This window comes from Streptomyces sp. NPDC002176 (genome assembly GCF_044903645.1).
Lineage (GTDB): Bacteria > Actinomycetota > Actinomycetes > Streptomycetales > Streptomycetaceae > Streptomyces.
Genome location: NZ_JBJDQW010000005.1, coordinates 377,232 through 393,664, shown reverse-complemented (window position 1 = coordinate 393,664; position 16,433 = coordinate 377,232). Strand labels below are relative to the sequence as shown.

At 69.4% G+C, this 16,433-nt stretch carries 16 protein-coding genes; 7 read left to right on the top strand and 9 right to left on the bottom strand.

Annotated features, from left to right (window positions below; all coding sequences use genetic code 11):
- The first annotated feature begins 114 nt into the window (after nucleotides 1-114).
- From ACI2LY_RS24635 to trxA, 5 genes are all read left to right on the top strand, one after another.
- Nucleotides 115-1,833, top strand: coding sequence for a protein kinase family protein (locus ACI2LY_RS24635; protein ID WP_404709060.1), 1,719 nt, complete (start codon nucleotides 115-117; stop codon nucleotides 1,831-1,833).
- Between the two features lie 26 nt (nucleotides 1,834-1,859).
- A complete protein-coding gene (gene sigM, locus ACI2LY_RS24630; protein ID WP_404709059.1) occupies nucleotides 1,860-2,609 on the top strand; it encodes an RNA polymerase sigma factor SigM in 750 nt (249 codons plus the stop codon).
- Nucleotides 2,606-3,493, top strand: a complete 888-nt coding sequence (locus tag ACI2LY_RS24625; RefSeq protein ID WP_404709058.1) for a hypothetical protein — start codon at nucleotides 2,606-2,608, stop codon at nucleotides 3,491-3,493. Before sigM ends, ACI2LY_RS24625 begins: the two co-directional genes overlap by 4 nt.
- A 171-nt stretch (nucleotides 3,494-3,664) precedes the next feature.
- Nucleotides 3,665-4,636: a thioredoxin-disulfide reductase gene (trxB, locus tag ACI2LY_RS24620; protein WP_389003681.1), complete on the top strand. Its 972-nt coding sequence runs from the start codon at nucleotides 3,665-3,667 to the stop codon at nucleotides 4,634-4,636.
- A gap of 42 nt (nucleotides 4,637-4,678) precedes the next feature.
- Nucleotides 4,679-5,011, top strand: coding sequence for a thioredoxin (trxA, locus tag ACI2LY_RS24615; protein ID WP_161147293.1), 333 nt, complete (start codon nucleotides 4,679-4,681; stop codon nucleotides 5,009-5,011).
- A gap of 109 nt (nucleotides 5,012-5,120) precedes the next feature.
- Here trxA and ACI2LY_RS24610 read toward each other — a convergent pair whose 3' ends face one another.
- The 9 genes from ACI2LY_RS24610 to rpmH form a co-directional block, all read right to left on the bottom strand.
- Nucleotides 5,121-5,738, bottom strand: a complete 618-nt coding sequence (locus tag ACI2LY_RS24610; RefSeq protein ID WP_389003687.1) for a GNAT family N-acetyltransferase — start codon at nucleotides 5,736-5,738, stop codon at nucleotides 5,121-5,123.
- 165 nt (nucleotides 5,739-5,903) lie between these two features.
- Complete coding sequence (locus tag ACI2LY_RS24605; RefSeq protein ID WP_404709057.1) at nucleotides 5,904-6,998, bottom strand: ParB/RepB/Spo0J family partition protein; 1,095 nt, start codon at nucleotides 6,996-6,998, stop codon at nucleotides 5,904-5,906.
- Nucleotides 6,995-8,068, bottom strand: a complete 1,074-nt coding sequence (locus ACI2LY_RS24600) for a ParA family protein (protein WP_389004456.1) — start codon at nucleotides 8,066-8,068, stop codon at nucleotides 6,995-6,997. Before ACI2LY_RS24600 ends, ACI2LY_RS24605 begins: the two co-directional genes overlap by 4 nt.
- 338 nt (nucleotides 8,069-8,406) lie before the next feature.
- On the bottom strand, nucleotides 8,407-9,123 hold the full coding sequence (gene rsmG, locus ACI2LY_RS24595; protein ID WP_030806030.1) for a 16S rRNA (guanine(527)-N(7))-methyltransferase RsmG: 717 nt from the start codon (nucleotides 9,121-9,123) through the stop codon (nucleotides 8,407-8,409).
- A 117-nt stretch (nucleotides 9,124-9,240) separates the two neighbouring features.
- Nucleotides 9,241-9,753 carry a protein jag gene (locus tag ACI2LY_RS24590; RefSeq protein WP_404709056.1) on the bottom strand — a complete coding sequence of 171 codons (513 nt, stop codon included), beginning with the start codon at nucleotides 9,751-9,753 and terminating at the stop codon, nucleotides 9,241-9,243.
- A gap of 15 nt (nucleotides 9,754-9,768) precedes the next feature.
- On the bottom strand, nucleotides 9,769-11,073 hold the full coding sequence (gene yidC / locus ACI2LY_RS24585; protein WP_404709055.1) for a membrane protein insertase YidC: 1,305 nt from the start codon (nucleotides 11,071-11,073) through the stop codon (nucleotides 9,769-9,771).
- 3 nt (nucleotides 11,074-11,076) lie between these two features.
- Nucleotides 11,077-11,439, bottom strand: a complete 363-nt coding sequence (yidD, locus tag ACI2LY_RS24580; RefSeq protein ID WP_355191600.1) for a membrane protein insertion efficiency factor YidD — start codon at nucleotides 11,437-11,439, stop codon at nucleotides 11,077-11,079.
- Nucleotides 11,436-11,807, bottom strand: coding sequence for a ribonuclease P protein component (rnpA, locus tag ACI2LY_RS24575; protein ID WP_399716235.1), 372 nt, complete (start codon nucleotides 11,805-11,807; stop codon nucleotides 11,436-11,438). Before rnpA ends, yidD begins: the two co-directional genes overlap by 4 nt.
- A 21-nt stretch (nucleotides 11,808-11,828) precedes the next feature.
- Entirely contained in the window at nucleotides 11,829-11,966 is a 138-nt protein-coding gene (gene rpmH / locus ACI2LY_RS24570) for a 50S ribosomal protein L34 (protein WP_003975051.1), read from the bottom strand.
- A 405-nt stretch (nucleotides 11,967-12,371) separates the two neighbouring features.
- Here rpmH and dnaA point away from each other — a divergent pair, with 405 nt between their 5' ends.
- Together dnaA and dnaN are read left to right on the top strand one after the other, a co-directional pair.
- Entirely contained in the window at nucleotides 12,372-14,315 is a 1,944-nt protein-coding gene (dnaA, locus tag ACI2LY_RS24565) for a chromosomal replication initiator protein DnaA (protein ID WP_404709054.1), read from the top strand.
- A 904-nt stretch (nucleotides 14,316-15,219) separates the two neighbouring features.
- The gene (gene dnaN, locus ACI2LY_RS24560; protein WP_030806004.1) at nucleotides 15,220-16,350 is read left to right on the top strand and encodes a DNA polymerase III subunit beta; all 1,131 of its coding nucleotides are present in this window, start codon (nucleotides 15,220-15,222) and stop codon (nucleotides 16,348-16,350) included.
- Nucleotides 16,351-16,433: the final 83 nt, after the last annotated feature.

The following is a 16,433-nucleotide window of genomic DNA, read 5'->3' as shown; positions in this document are numbered from 1 at the left end:
GGGGTAGTCGCACAACCATCGTCCCCCTCTGCGTGTCGTGCATTGCGGCGGACTGTGGGCACAATTGGTTTCGGCGTCGGACAGCGTGCAACGGATGGGGAGGCAGGGACGACGGTGGCAGAACGGAGCACGGCTGCCGTCGACGTGGCAGACAACAGCGGTGACGAGCCGCTGACCGCCAAGGCGGATCAGGCCACGGCCGACGGGGTGGCCAAGAACCCGGAGCGGGACACGGACATCGACCAGGCGCAGGGGAGCGGCGGGGCCGAAGACTCCGGCAGGACGTCTTCGCCCACCGAGCTGCACAGCGGTCACAAACTCGCCAGACGCTACCGCCTCGAGGAGTGCGTCACCCGTCTGGACGGATTCAGCAGCTGGCGCGCGGTCGACGAGAAACTGCGGCGAGCCGTCGGTGTGCACATCCTGCCCGCCGACCACGTACGTTCCCGTGCCGTGCTGGCGGCCGCCCGTTCGGCGGCGCTGCTCGGCGATCCGCGCTTCGTGCAGGTCCTCGACGCGGTCGAGGAGAACGACCTCGTCTACGTCGTGCATGAGTGGCTGCCCGACGCCACCGAGCTGACCGCGCTGCTCGCGGCCGGTCCCCTGGAGCCGCACGACGCCTACCAGATGGTCAGTCAGGTCTCGGCCGCCATGGCCGCCGCCCACCGCGAGGGCCTCTCCCATCTGCGGCTGAACCCGAACGCGGTCCTGCGCACCTCCTCCGGGCAGTGGCGGATCCGCGGCCTCGCCGTGAACGCCGTCCTGCGCGGCGTCGGCTCCGACACCCCCCAGCGCACCGACACCGAGGCGATCGGCGCCCTGCTGTACGCGGCGCTGACGCAGCGCTGGCCCTACGAGAGCGACGCGTACGGCCTGGCCGGCCTGCCCAAGGACATCGGCCTCATCGCGCCGGACCAGGTGCGCGCCGGAATCCACCGGGGACTGTCCGAGCTGGCGATGCGCGCGCTCGTCAACGACGGCGCCACCGCCTCCCGGCACGAGGCCGCGTGCACCACGCCGGAGGAACTGGTCAAGGCGATCGGCGAGATGCCCCGCGTCCGGCCGCCGGAGCCCGCGTTCACCCGTCCGCCGGAGTACCAGCGCACGACCTACCAGCAGGGCACCTACGGCCGCACCTCGACGCATCCCGGTGCCACGCAGCCCATGGCGCCTCCGCCGCCCCCGCTCCAGAGCCGTACGGGCAAGGCGCTGAAGTGGGCGGTCTCCGCCCTGCTCATCGCGGCGCTCGGCCTCGGCAGCTGGCAGCTGGCGGAAGCCCTGATGAACCGCGGCGACAACTCCAACGACACCAACACCACCCAGACGCAGGACGGCGGCGACAAGGGCGCGGCCAAGGTGGCGCCGCAGCCGGTGACGATCCAGGGTGCGCAGGAGTTCGTCGCGGAGGGCGGTGCCCAGCACCCGGCCGATGTCGCCAAGACCTACGACGGGGACACGTCGACGTCCTGGCGGACCAAGTCCTTCACCCAGGGTCCTGAGATCGCCCCCCTCAAGCCAGGTGTGGGCATCGTCTATGACCTCGGCTCGGCGAAGGACCTCGACGCCGCCACGATCGGGCTGCGTTACTCCGGAGACCACACGACGGTCGACCTCTACACGGCCGACTCGGCACCGGTGTCGCTGGACTCGATGCACAAGGTCGGCAGCAGCACCACCTCGGACTCCACCGCCACGGTGAAGCCCGACAAGCCGGTGAAGGCGCGGTACGTCCTCGTCTGGCTGACGGCCGTTCCCATGTCCGGGTATGACGCGGCCACCTATTCCAAGGCGGGCTACAAGCAGGCCATCACCGAAGTGCACTTCACAGGCTGACGTCTCATCCGAGCCGGAGGGGGACGATGGCAGGCGATAGCCGGTACGGCGAGGTACGGGACGAGGATCTGCTCGCCCGTCATGTGCAGGGTGACCCCGATGCCTTCGGTGAGATCGTGCGGAGGCACCGGGACCGGCTGTGGGCGGTCGCGCTGCGGACGCTGGGGGACCGCGAGGAGGCCGCCGACGCGGTGCAGGACGCGCTGGTGTCGGCCTACCGCGCCGCGCACACCTTCCGGGGGCAGTCCGCCGTCACGACCTGGCTGCACCGGATCACCGTGAACGCCTGCCTGGACCGCATCCGCAAGGCGGCCTCGCGGAAGACCGCGCCCGTCGACGACCCCGAGCGCCTGGAACAGCTGCTGGAGCCGCACGAGTCGGCCTCCGCCCCGGCCGAGCGCAACGACCTCCACCGCCAGCTCCTCGAGGCTCTCGGCACCCTGCCCGCCGAGCAGCGGGCGGCGCTGGTCCTGGTGGACATGCAGGGCTACCCCGTCGCCGAGGCGGCGCGAGTCCTGGACGTGCCCACCGGGACGGTGAAGAGCCGCTGCGCCCGAGGCCGGGCCAGACTCCTTCCCCTGCTCGCCCACCTACGCCCCGGCGCCCCCCGCGAGAGAAGCGCCGCCGCCCCTGACGGTGGAAAAGAACCCTTGGCGGGACGGAACCGGGTGCACGGGGCATCCGTCCCACCTCCGACAGGATCTGAGGGCGAGGGAACCGAAGACTCCGGGCCGAATGGTTCAGCCGTCGTGAAGGGCGGAGGTGGGCGAGCATGACGTCCTCGACGGACACGACCGGGCACCCGGATGTCGCCGAGATCTCCGACCTGACCGAGGGGCTCCTGCCGCCGTCCCGTAGCGCGGAGCTGCGGTGCCACCTGGAGGGCTGCGCGGCATGCGCCGAGGTCCATGCCGCGCTGACGGAGATCCAGGGGCTGCTGGGCGGCGTCCCGGATGTGCCACCGATGCCCCTGGACATCGCCGACCGAATCGACGCCGCCCTGGCCGCCGAGGCAGCAGGGCGGACCGAGCAGGCGGACTCCGAAGGCTCCGGTCGCCATGTTTCACGTGAAACACCGACCCCACCGGACCGTCCCGCCAGGCTCTCTCGCGCCACCACCGGCCCCGGTCGGAAGGGGCGCGCCCGGAGCCGCCGCCGGACAGCCGCGCTGGGCGCCGTGCTCACCGCCGCTGTCCTCGGGGCCGGTTCCCTGCTCGTCCAGTCCCTCGGGCAGAGCTCGGCTGACAAGACGGCGCAGAGCACGGCGGCGTCTGCCGTCGGCACCTTCTCCGGGGCCAGCGTGAAGAGCCAGGTGTCGGACCTGCTCGTCGCCAGGCAGGGACTGCAGCGGGGCAGCCAGCGCCCGCAGCAGGACGCCGAGACGGACCTGGCGCACTCCGGGCCTACGCAGAGCGCGAACACGCTGATCCAGCCCGAGGTCCCGGTGCCCGACTGCGTCCGGCGTGCGCTCCACTCCGGTGAAACGGTTCTGGGGGCGAAGAGCGGCACCTACGCCGACAAGAGTGCCTACCTCGTCGTGGTGCCCGACAAGGCCGACAGCAAGCGTGTCACGGCCTATGTGGTCGACGCCTCCTGTACGACCCGGCGCCCCGCCTCCGCCGGTGATGTGCTGCTGAAGCAGTCTCTCGCCCGTCACTGAGAAGGCGCGGAGGTGATCTCCGCCCGTCTCTCCTCGTCCGTACGGTGTCAGCCGTCGTGTGGCCGGACATCAGGGGAATGTGCGCCCCTTAGGATCGGTTGGGTGGTGTGAGAGTCCCGGCAGGGGCTCCCACCGGTCGGCCGACACAGACCAGAGACGAGGAACCAAGCCGTGAGCGACGTCCGTAATGTGATCATCATCGGCTCCGGGCCCGCGGGCTACACGGCGGCGCTGTACACCGCGCGTGCGTCCCTGAAGCCCCTGGTGTTCGAGGGTGCCGTCACCGCCGGTGGCGCGCTGATGAACACCACCGAGGTGGAGAACTTTCCGGGCTTCCCCAACGGCATCATGGGCCCCGAGCTGATGGACAACATGCGGGCGCAGGCCGAGCGTTTCGGCGCCGAGCTGCTGCCGGACGATGTCGTCTCCGTCGACCTCACCGGCGACGTGAAGACCGTCACCGACACCGCGGGCACGGTCCACCGGGCCAAGGCCGTGATCATCGCCACCGGCTCCCAGCACCGCAAGCTCGCACTGCCCAACGAGGACGCGCTGTCCGGCCGTGGCGTCTCGTGGTGCGCCACCTGTGACGGCTTCTTCTTCCGGGACCAGGACATCGCCGTGATCGGTGGTGGTGACACCGCGATGGAGGAGGCCACCTTCCTCTCCCGGTTCGCCAAGTCCGTGACGATCGTCCACCGCCGGGACACCCTGCGCGCCTCCAAGGCGATGCAGGAGCGTGCCTTCAACGACCCGAAGATCAAGTTCGCCTGGGACAGCGAGGTCGTCGAGATCCTGGGCGAGAAGAAGCTCACCGGGCTGAAGCTCCGCAACCTCAAGACCGGCGAGCTGTCCGACCTGCCCGTCACGGGTCTGTTCATCGCCATCGGCCACGACCCGCGCACCGAGCTCTTCAAGGGCCAGCTGGACCTGGACGCGGAGGGCTACCTCAAGGTGGACGCGCCCTCCACCCGGACCAACCTGCCCGGCGTCTTCGCCGCGGGTGACGTCGTCGACCACACCTACCGCCAGGCGATCACCGCGGCCGGCACCGGCTGCGCCTCGGCGCTGGACTCGGAGCGCTACCTCGCGTCCCTGCTGGACGAGGGCGGCCACGCCGAGCCCGAGAAGACCGCCGTCTGACTTACCCCCATCCCCCCCGAACGATCAATTAAGGAGCCCGCTGTGGCCGGCACCGTGAAGAAAGTGACTGACGACTCCTTCGACGAGGACGTCCTCAAGAGCGACAAGCCCGTCCTGGTGGACTTCTGGGCCGAGTGGTGCGGGCCGTGCCGCCAGATCGCTCCGTCCCTGGAGGCCATCGCCGCCGAGCACGGCGACAAGATCCAGATCGTCAAGCTGAACATCGACGAGAACCCGGCCACGGCCGCCAAGTACGGCGTCATGTCCATCCCGACGCTGAACGTCTACCAGGGCGGCGAGGTCGTCAAGACGATCGTCGGTGCCAAGCCGAAGGCGGCGCTCGTCCGCGACCTGGACGACTTCATCACCGGCTGACGTCCACAGCACCGGCCGATGTTTCACGTGAAACATGGCCCACGAAGGGGCCGACCCATCAGGGTCGGCCCCTTCGTCGTGTTCGGGACGCGGAGACCGCCCGGCCCCGTCACAGCGGCCGCAGTGCGGGCTCCTTGTGGACCGCGCCCAGCAGCCGGTCGAGGGCCAGCTCGACGTCTTCCTTCCAGGACAGCGCCGAGCGCAGCTCCAGACGCAGCCGGGGGTGCCGGGAGTGCTGCCGCACCGTCTTGAAGCCCACCGCGAGGAGATGGTCGGCGGGCAGCAGGCAGGCGGGCTCTTTCCAGCGGGTGTCCCCGAACGCCTCGATGGCCTTGAAGTTCCGGCGCAGCAGATCCTTGGCGACCGCCTGCACCAGCACCCGCCCAAGCCCCTGCCCCTGGTAGCCGGGCATGATGAACGACGTGATGAGCTGCACGGCGTCCGGGGAGACCGGGCTCGTGGGGAACGCAGTCGCGCGCGGGACGTAGGCCGCCGGGGCGTAGAGCACGAAGCCGACCGGTACGTCGTCGACATAGGCCACCCGGCCGCAGGAGCCCCAGTCCAGCAGGACGGCGGAGATCCAGGACTCCTTCTCCATCTGCGTGGTGCCCGCCCGCACGGCGGCTTCGGCGCTGACGGGGTCCAGCTCCCAGAAGACGCACGAACGGCACCGCTGGGGGAGATCCTGAAGGTTGTCCAGCGTGAGCGGTACGAGCCGACGCCCCATGAAAGCTGTTCCTCGCTTCCTTCGCCGCGTCACATCCGCTCGCATCGTATCCACGATGCGATTCCCTCGATACCGGCGCAAAGCAAAGAGCGGACCGTGTTCCGGTACACACCGGACACGGCCCGCTCTCGCAGTCCCGCTGACGGAACGCCCTCCCGGGGAGGGCTACTCCTCGGACTCGTCCTCCGGGGACCCCTTCGGCAGGATCGGCCCCTCACCGGGGGCCAGCGTGCCGAGGATGCGTTCCAGATCCTCCACCGAAGCGAACTCGACGGTGATCTTGCCCTTCTTCTGGCCGAGGTCGACCTTCACCCGGGTCTCGAACCGGTCGGAGAGCCGCGTCGCCAGACCGCTCAGCGCCGGGGAGACCAGAGCGCCCGCCCGCGGCCCCTTGGCGCGCTGGGCGCCCTGCGGCCGCGACCCCATCAGCGTCACGATCTCCTCGACGGCCCGCACCGACAGCCCCTCGGCCACGATGCGGTGCGCCAGCCGGTCCTGCTCCTCGGAGTCCTCCACGGACAGCAGCGCCCGCGCATGACCCGCCGAGAGCACACCTGCGGCGACCCGCTTCTGCACGGTCGCCGAAAGCTTCAGCAGCCGCAGGGTGTTGGAGATCTGCGGCCGGGAGCGCCCGATGCGGTCGGCCAGCTGGTCGTGCGTGCAGTTGAAGTCCTTGAGCAACTGGTCGTAGGCGTGCGCCTCTTCCAGCGGGTTCAGCTGCGCGCGGTGCAGGTTCTCCAGCAGGGCGTCCAGCAGGAGCTTCTCGTCGTCCGTGGCGCGGACGATCGCCGGGATGGTCTCGAGTTCCGCCTCGCGGCTGGCGCGCAGACGGCGCTCACCCATGATCAGTTCATAGCGGTCGTCGCCCAGTTCCCGCACGACGACGGGCTGAAGCAGGCCCACCTCCTTGATGGAGATGACCAGTTCGTTCAGCGCGTCCTCGTCGAAGACCTCGCGCGGCTGGCGCGGGTTCGGCGTGATGGCCTCGATCGGCAGCTCGGCGAAGTAGGCACCGGCGGGCGGTGCGGGCCGCTCGTCGGCCGGGCTCGCCGGGACCTCCTCCAGCTCCCGGGACGCCGACGGCAGGGCGCCGCCTCGGCCGATCCCGGTGGGCCTGCGGTCGGGCGACAGCGTCGGGCCCGATGCCGAGGAGGCGGGCGATCCACCGCCCAGCACGGCCGACGCCGGGATCTTCTCTGTCGGCGCTGCGGGGATCAGTGCGCCAAGTCCTCGGCCCAGCCCCCTTCGTCGATCACTCACTGCATCCCCTCCACCATGTTCCGGTCGTTCTGGGTGCCGAGATGGGCCTGGGTCGGGTCATAGCTGACCCCCACGCCCCTCAGCGCGATCTCTCGGGCCGCCTCGAGATAGGAGAGCGCACCGCTCGAACCTGGATCGTAGGTCAGCACCGTCTGCCCGTAGCTCGGCGCCTCGGAGATACGGACCGAGCGCGGAATGCTCGTCCGCAGCACCTCGTCGCCGAAGTGGGTGCGCACCTCCTCCGCCACCTGGGAGGCGAGGCGGGTCCGGCCGTCGTACATGGTGAGCAGGATCGTCGACACATGCAGGGACTGGTTGAGGTGACCCCGCACCAGATCGACGTTGCGCAGGAGCTGACCCAGGCCCTCCAGTGCGTAGTACTCGCACTGGATCGGGATGAGGACCTCCTGGCCGGCCACGAGTGCGTTGACCGTCAACAGGCCCAGCGACGGCGGGCAGTCGATGAGGATGTAGTCCAACGGCTGCTCGTACGCCTGGATCGCGCGCTGCAACCGGCTCTCACGGGCGACCAGGGAGACCAGTTCGATCTCCGCACCGGCGAGGTCGATCGTGGCGGGAGCGCAGAAGAGACCCTCGACATCGGTGACGGGCTGGACAACCTCGGCGAGCGGCTGGCTGTCCACCAGGACGTCGTAGATGGAGGGGACTTCCGCGTGGTGGTCGATCCCTAGTGCCGTGGAGGCATTCCCCTGAGGGTCGAGGTCGATCACCAGGACCCGGGCGCCGTGCAGCGCGAGGGAGGCGGCGAGGTTGACGGTCGTCGTCGTCTTGCCGACGCCGCCCTTCTGGTTGGCGACCACGATGACTCGGGTCTGCTCCGGCCTCGGCATGCCCTCTGCGGCACGGCCCAGGGCGTCGACCGCCACTTGGGCCGCACGACCGATGGGAGTGTCGTCCATCGGAGGCGGTGTTTCACGTGAAACATCCGTCTCCCTCGATTCGGTACGGGGACCGGGGACCGGATCGGTCATCGGTCCCGCGATGTTGGCGTCGGACCGCAAGGATTCACTCTCCTCGACTACAGGCTCGCAATGAACAGAGCCTCCCATGCCTTCGGGGGCACGAACCAGTGAGCCCTGGCGTTCTGTGGAGAAGTCCACCTCTGTGGACAACTTCGGCACCCCTCCGAGTGAACCAAGAGGCCGCCGGTCGAGGGGTTCCGCCGCGGCGCGACCGCGACTGATGATGCCGTGCAGCAGAGAGCGACGTTTCACGTGAAACACGATGCACAGCCACGAGGGCCGGGGCTCTGCGACACTCCGGCCCGCCCAGCCGACGAGCAAAAGAAAGCGCCCCCGGCCTCGGCCAGGGGCGCACTCCGCAGGACTCGGCAACTCAGAACCCAGCGGCTGAGAACTCAGCAGCTCAGAACTCAGCAGCCCAGAACTCAGCGACGCCGACGCGTCCGGCTCGTCCGGGCCGCCTTGGCCCGCTTGGCGGCGAACCGCACGCCGCCCGGACTCTCACCGACCTCCACCCGGACCACCGTGGAGAGCGGGTCCACCACGCCCTCGCCCACCTGGAGAACCGACGTCGACACCGCACCGAGCTTGCTGAGCGCGGTGGACGCCGCCTTCAGCTCCTCCTCGGCGGTGTCCCCCTTGAGCGCCAGCATCTCGCCGTAGGGCCGCAGCAGCGGGATGCCCCACGCGGCCAGCCGGTCCAGCGGAGCCACGGCCCGCGCGGTCACCACATGGACCGGCGGCACCTTGCCCAGCATCTCCTCCGCGCGACCGCGGACCACGGTGACATGGTCCAGGCCCAGCAGCTCCACGACCTCGGTGAGGAACGTGGTGCGGCGCAGCAGGGGCTCCAGCAGGGTGATGTTCAGGTCGTCACGCACCAGGGCCAGCGGAATGCCCGGCAGTCCCGCACCTGAGCCGACATCGCACACCGTCACCCCCTCGGGGACGGCCTCGGAGAGCACCGCACAGTTCAGCAGGTGCCGCTCCCACAGGCGGGGCACCTCCCGCGGGCCGATCAGGCCACGCTGGACTCCGGCCTCGGCCAGCAGCTCCGCATAGCGGACCGCATCCTCGAAGCGATCGCCAAACACTTCCCGCGCCTGTTCGGGCGCGGGGGGAAGCTCAGCTGCCTCCGTCACGGGGACCGTCCTTCCGTACCGCGCCGGTGCTTCACGCACCGGCCCTCAGAACTACCAGGCTGACAAACTTCGGCCCCGTCTGTTGGTCAGACGGGGCCGATGGAACCATGGGGCCGATCAGGCGGGCAGCACGACGACGAAGCGCTGCGGCTCCTCGCCCTCGGACTCGCTGCGCAGTCCCGCACCCTTGATCGCGTCGTGGACGACCTTGCGCTCGAACGGCGTCATCGGCTTGAGCTTGACCGGCTCGCCGCTGCTCTTGACCTCGGCGGCCGCCTCGGCACCCAGCTCGGCCAGCTCGGCGCGCTTCTGGGCGCGGTAGCCCGCGATGTCCAGCATCAGACGGCTGCGGTCACCGGTCTCGCGGTGCACGGCCAGACGCGTCAGCTCCTGGAGCGCCTCGAGCACCTCGCCGTCCCGGCCGACCAGCTTCTGCAGATCCCGGCCGCTCGCGTCACTGATGATCGAGACGGAGGCGCGGTCGGCCTCCACGTCCATGTCGATGTCGCCGTCGAGGTCGGCGATGTCCAGCAGAGCCTCGAGGTAGTCCGCAGCGATCTCGCCCTCCTGCTCGAGGCGGGTGAGGGTGTCAGCACCCTCGGTGGCGGCGGTGGTGGTGCCTTCCGTCACGGGATGGGCTCCTTCTTACTTCTTGGACGGGGACTTGGGCCGCTGGCCACCCTTGCGCTGCCCGGACTGGGCCTTGCTGCGGGTGCCGGAACCGGGCTTCGGGGTCTGCTTGGCGGCCGCGGGGGCGGCGTCCTGCGACTCGTCGGACTTGCTCAGCGAGGGCGCCTGTCCAGCGTCCGGCTCAGGAGCGTGCTCGGCGGTCGGCTCGGCCTCGTGCGGCTGCTTCTGCCCCGACTGGCGCTGGGACTTGCTCTGCCGCTTGGGCTGCTGACGACGTGCCGCGGCGGCCGCGATGGGCGTACCGTCCTCGGCCTGTTCGACGGCCTGGCTCTCGCTCTTGACCACGTTGCCGTCGGCCTGGGCGGTGAGCCCCGCCTTGCTGAGGGAGTTGATGAACTTCCGCTCGGCCTCGTTGCGGTCGCGTCCCTTGGCGACGATCGCCTTGACGATCACCCGGGAGCTGCGACGGCGGACCTTGCCGTGGTGCGTGACGTGGCCGGTCAGCCGCTCCAGGTAGGACGCCTGCGCCTTGGAGCCCGGAGTCGGGTTGTTGCGGATGACGTACATCTGCTGGCCCATGGTCCACACGTTGGTGGTCAGCCAGTAGACGAGGACACCGACCGGGAAGTTGATGCCGAAGACGGCGAACATGATCGGGAAGACGTACATCAGCATCTTCTGCTGCTGCATGAACGGGGTCTTCACCGAGGTGTCGACGTTCTTCGTCATCAGCTGGCGCTGCGTGTAGAACTGCGACGCCGACATCAGGATGATCATGATGGCGGTGACGACCCGCACATCGGTGACCGTGGCACCGAGGGCGTGCAGGGTGTCCGCACTGTCCTTGAACTTCGCCGCGAGCGGGGCGCCGAAGATGTGGGCCTTACGGGCGCTCTCCAGCAGCGAGTCGTTGATGACGCCGATGGTCTTGCCCGACGCGATGCCGTTGAGCACGTGGTACAGGGCGAAGAAGAACGGCGACTGCGCCAGGATGGGAAGGCACGAGGAGAGCGGGTTGGTACCCGACTCCTTGTACAGCTTCATCATCTCTTCGGACTGGCGCTGCTTGTCGTTCTTGTAGCGCTCCTGGATCTTCTTCATCTCCGGCTGGAGCGTCTGCATCGCGCGCGTGGCCTTGATCTGCTTCACGAAGAGCGGGATCAGGCAGATGCGGATCAGGACCACCAGGGACACGATGGACAGGCCCCAGGCCCAACCCGTGTCCGGGCCGAAGATGGACCCGTACACCGTGTGGAACTGGACGATGACCCAGGAGACGGGTGTCGTGATGAAGCTGAAGAAGCTGGCAATCGTGTCCACTAATCATGCTCCTTGGGCATGGGACGAGTTCTCTGCGGCCGGGCCCGAAGGTGGCTCGGAAGAAAGCTTCGCCTCGGTGGCCGGGTCGGCGGAGTTCCCGCCCTTGCGTGCGCCCCAGGCGTTGCGCAGCATCTCGTGCCACCGCGGACGCTTGCGCGGCGGGACATGGTCCACACCGCCCAGCGACCACGGATTGCAGCGGAGAATGCGCCAGGCCGTGAGTGCTGTTCCCTTGATGGCACCGTGCCGGTCGATGGCCGTGTAGCCGTAGTGGGAGCACGACGGGTAGTACTTGCACACCGGCCCCAGCAGCGGACTGATCGTCCACTGGTACAACTTGATCAGGGCCAGTAGCGGGTACTTCATCGCGTGCCCCCTCCCATCAGCCGCTGAAGAGCGGCGTCCAGGTCTCGGGCCAGCTGTGCGTGGTCCGCGTCGCCCGATCCGGGCAGCGCGCGTACGACTACCAGGCTACCGGGGGGAATCAGGGCGACTCGGTCACGCATCAGGTGACGCAGTCTGCGCTTCACTGTGTTGCGGACGACCGCGTTGCCCACGGCCTTGCTCACGACGAAACCCGCACGCGTCGGGGAAGCGCTCTCCCCAGGCGCGTGCGGGTTCGTGGCACCGCTACGAAGGTGGACGACGAGAGTCGGGCGACCGGCCCGGCGTCCTCGTCGTACCGCGGATGCGAAGTCCTCGCGCCGCCTCAGCCGGTTTTCGAAGGGCAGCACGATGTCATGACCTGATCGGGATCAGGCGGACAGACGGGCGCGACCCTTGCTGCGGCGGGTCGCCAGGATGGCGCGGCCGGCACGGGTACGCATACGCAGCCGGAAGCCGTGGGTCTTCGCGCGACGACGGTTGTTCGGCTGGAAGGTGCGCTTGCTCACTCGGGGGCTCCAGAAGAAATCGGTAGTGGCGGGGTGCCGTCCTGGCTGTCACCGTGCGCCCACGAGTAGCTCGCAACGCGCCCGAGTGCACCGCTTCCCGATCACCTGAAGTGATCTGTGCCCATCGGAGGCAGGCGGCAGCAGCCATCGACAACTCGACCTGGTCACGGTACGCGCGGCTACGCCATCCGGTCAAACCGGCGCCCGTCGGGGGACACTGTCCACAGGCTGGGGACAACAACTTGAACCCTACCGGCTGCCCTGACTACCGTGGCTGGACTCCGATTCGTTCCCTTGTCCCAGCACGACCGGGATTGCCCGGCACCGTCCGGCCCGTCCACCTGATTGTCATCCCGACCCATCCCACAACCACACGTTCGTGGGACCTCTGAGAGAGCGTGCCCTGTGGCTGACGTACCTGCCGATCTTGCCGCAGTGTGGCCACGCGTACTGGAGAAACTCCTGGGCGAGGGCCGGGGCCAGGGCGTCGAGACCAAGGACGAGCACTGGATCAGGCGCTGCCAGCCGCTGGCCCTGGTCGCGGACACCGCGCTGCTGGCCGTGCCGAACGAATTCGCCAAGGGCGTACTGGAGGGCCGCCTGGCCCCGGTCGTCAGCGAGACCCTGAGCCGTGAGTGCGGCCGCCCCATCCGGATCGCCATCACCGTGGACGACTCCGTCGGCGGCCCCCCGGCCCCGCAGCAGTCCGCCGACCACGAGCAGCCGGACGCCCATGAGCAGAGCGCCCAGCAGCCGCGCTACGAGGAGCCGGAACTGCCCTCCGGCCCGTACGAGGGCTACGGCCGCCGCCACACCGAGGACCACCAGCTTCCGGGCGACGGACCGGCCGGTCACGGCGAACGCCCGCCGACCGGGCGCGAGGAGCGGATGCCGACGGCCCGCCCCACCTACCCGTCCGAGTACCAGCGCCCCGAGCCCGGGGCGTGGCCGCGCTCCGGCCAGGACGACTACGGCTGGCAGCAGCCCCGCCTCGGCTATCCCGAGCGCGACCCCTACGCCTCCCCGCCCCAGGACTCCTACGGCGCGCCGGACTACCGCAATCCCGGCCGCGAGCGCCAGGGATACGAGCAGCAGCGCCCCGTCTACGACGCCCCGCGCCGCGACTACGGCGCGCCCCGCGCCGAGTACGACCAGCGCGACCCGGTCCGCCGCGAGCTGCCCGAGCCGCCGTCCGACAGCGGCCCCGCGCGCCGCGGCGGCGGCGGGACCGGGCGTCCCGAACTGCCGTCCACCGGCCGTGGCGGCTCCGGCTCGTCGTCCTCCTCGTCCCCGGCCGCCGGGGGTCCCGGTGAGCCGACGGCGCGGCTGAACCCGAAGTACCTCTTCGACACCTTCGTCATCGGCGCGTCCAACCGCTTCGCGCACGCGGCCGCGGTGGCCGTCGCCGAGGCGCCTGCGAAGGCGTACAACCCCCTCTTCATCTACGGGGAGTCGGGACTCGGCAAGACGCACCTGCTGCACGCGATCGGGCACTACGCGCGCAGCCTGTACCCCGGCACGCGCGTGCGGTACGTGAGCTCGGAGGAGTTCACCAACGAGTTCATCAACTCCATCCGCGACGGCAAGGGCGACAGCTTCCGCAAGCGGTACCGGGAGATGGACATCCTGCTCGTCGACGACATCCAGTTCCTCGCGGACAAGGAGTCGACGCAGGAGGAGTTCTTCCACACCTTCAACACGCTGCACAACGCCAACAAGCAGATCGTGCTGTCCTCCGACCGGCCGCCCAAGCAGCTGGTCACGCTGGAAGACCGGCTGCGCAACCGCTTCGAGTGGGGCCTGATCACCGACGTCCAGCCGCCCGAGCTGGAGACGCGGATCGCGATCCTGCGGAAGAAGGCGGTGCAGGAGCAGCTCAACGCCCCGCCGGAGGTGCTGGAGTTCATCGCCTCCCGGATCTCGCGGAACATCCGTGAGCTGGAGGGCGCGCTGATCCGGGTGACGGCGTTCGCCTCGCTCAACCGGCAGCCGGTGGACCTGGGGCTCACCGAGATCGTCCTGAAGGACCTGATCCCCGGCGGCGAGGACTCCGCCCCCGAGATCACCGCGCCGGCCATCATGGGGGCCACCGCGGACTACTTCGGGCTGACGGTGGACGACCTGTGCGGCACCTCGCGCGGGCGGGCGCTGGTCACCGCCCGGCAGATCGCCATGTATCTGTGCCGTGAGCTGACCGACCTGTCGCTGCCGAAGATCGGCGCCCAGTTCGGCGGCCGGGACCACACCACCGTCATGCACGCGGACCGCAAGATCCGGGCGCTGATGGCCGAGCGGCGCTCGATCTACAACCAGGTGACCGAGCTGACGAACCGCATCAAGAACGGCTGACGTCGGCCGCGTACGAGCCCTGAGGGCGCTCCGGGAGGTCTCCGGGGCGCCCTTCGGCGTTCCTGGCCCATCCCGCAGCGAGGCGAAGCGCCCTCGACGCCCCCCTTCAAGCCCCCAGCACCGTGTCCCACCAGCAACCTTGTGTTCGATTCCCTGTGGGGTTACGGCCTCCCTCCACAGATTTCCCGACTTTCTTCCGCCCACAGGCTGGGGACTGAGAAGTTGTCCCAAGCTGTGTCCACAGGGAGCCTGGGCGTAGGACGTCTGCCCAGCTCAGAGGGCTGTGGATTCGTGGACGAACGATCTCCACAGGGTGTGGACAAGTGCTCCGTCCACACCCTGTGCGTAACGTTGTCCACGGCTCGGCCCACAGGTTGGGGGCGGTTTTCCCCAGCAGAGGCCAGCTTCTCCACATCACTGTCCACTGTTCGGCAACGCGACGGGCTCCGTCACTGCGTCGAGTGAAAGCCGTCACACGAAGCTGCCGACAGACCCTGTGGGAAACGTCGCCAAACCTGGGGACGCAGCTGGGGAGAACTCGCCCTGTCCTGGGGACGGTGTGTGCAGAACTTTCTGTTCTCCACAGAGGGGCCGGGTTTTCCACCGGCTCCGCCCACAGGGGCAGTGGATAAAATTTGGGGTCTGACCTGCGAAAACGAGGTTATCCACGGTATCCACAGCCCCTACTACTACTTCCAACTAGAGAGAGCTGGGAATCCGTTTCGAAGCGGGGCCTGTGCACAACTCGCTGTTTCGAGCCCGGCTGCCGCTCGGACCGACTTGACCCCGACCGGCACCTGCTGTCAGCGCAGTGCGTCAGACTGGTCACCGGTGTCCTTCCCCCGGCAATGGGCGGCGACACCGAGTCGGAGGACTCAGACGCAACAGCAGGAGGCGGCTTACGGTGAAGATCCGGGTTGAACGCGACGTACTCGCGGAGGCAGTGGCGTGGGCGGCACGCAGCCTTCCGGCCCGTCCGCCGGCTCCTGTCCTCGCCGGCCTGCTGCTCAAGGCCGAGGAGGGCCAGCTGAGCCTGTCGGGCTTCGACTACGAGGTCTCCGCCCGGGTGGGCGTCGAGGCCGAGGTCGAGGAGGAGGGCACCGTCCTGGTCTCCGGCCGACTGCTCGCCGACATCTGCCGCGCGCTGCCCAACCGCCCGGTGGAGATCTCCACGGACGGTGTACGGGCGACCGTGGTCTGCGGCTCCTCCCGCTTCACCCTCCACACCCTGCCGGTGGAGGAGTACCCGGCGCTGCCGCAGATGCCGACCGCCACGGGCACCGTCCCCGGCGAGGTCTTCGCGGCCGCCGCCTCCCAGGTGGCCATCGCCGCCGGGCGCGACGACACGCTGCCCGTCCTCACCGGTGTGCGCATCGAGATCGAGGGCGACACCGTCACCCTGGCCTCCACCGACCGGTACCGCTTCGCGGTCCGCGAGTTCCTGTGGAAGCCGGAGAACCCGGACGCCTCCGCGGTCGCCCTGGTCCCGGCCAAGACGCTGCTGGACACCGCCAAGTCGCTCGGCGCCGGTGACAGCGTCACCCTGGCGCTCTCCGGCTCCGGTTCCGGCGAGGGCCTGATCGGCTTCGAGGGCGCGGGCCGCCGCACCACCACGCGGCTGCTCGAGGGCGACCTGCCGAAGTACCGCACGCTGTTCCCGACGGAGTTCAACTCGGTCGCCGTGATCGAGACCGCCCCCTTCGTGGAGGCCGTCAAGCGCGTCGCCCTGGTCGCCGAGCGGAACACCCCGGTGCGGCTGAGCTTCGAGCAGGGCGTGCTGATCCTGGAGGCGGGCTCCAGCGACGACGCACAGGCTGTGGAAAGGGTCGACGCCCAGCTGGACGGCGACGACATCTCGATCGCCTTCAACCCGACCTTCCTGCTGGACGGCCTGAGCGCCATCGACTCGCCCGTCGCGCAGCTGTCGTTCACCACCTCCACCAAGCCGGCGCTGCTCAGCGGCAAGCCCGCGCTGGACGCGGAGGCGGACGACGCCTACAAGTACCTGATCATGCCGGTGCGGCTGAGCGGCTGAGTCGGGCTCCCCGGCAAAAGCCCAGGTGGGGGCGTACGTATGAGCGCGTATGCCCACAGCTGTGCGGGACGGGCCGCCGTTAG

Coding starts and splice junctions, on each gene's coding strand:
- ACI2LY_RS24600 (WP_389004456.1), bottom strand. CDS start 8,068: ATGGGAGGCTCTGTTCATTGCGAGCCTGTAGTCGAGGAGAGTGAATCC.
- ACI2LY_RS24610 (WP_389003687.1), bottom strand. CDS start 5,738: ATGGGGCGTCGGCTCGTACCGCTCACGCTGGACAACCTTCAGGATCTC.
- sigM (WP_404709059.1), top strand. CDS start 1,860: ATGGCAGGCGATAGCCGGTACGGCGAGGTACGGGACGAGGATCTGCTC.
- ACI2LY_RS24625 (WP_404709058.1), top strand. CDS start 2,606: ATGACGTCCTCGACGGACACGACCGGGCACCCGGATGTCGCCGAGATC.
- yidD (WP_355191600.1), bottom strand. CDS start 11,439: ATGAAGTACCCGCTACTGGCCCTGATCAAGTTGTACCAGTGGACGATC.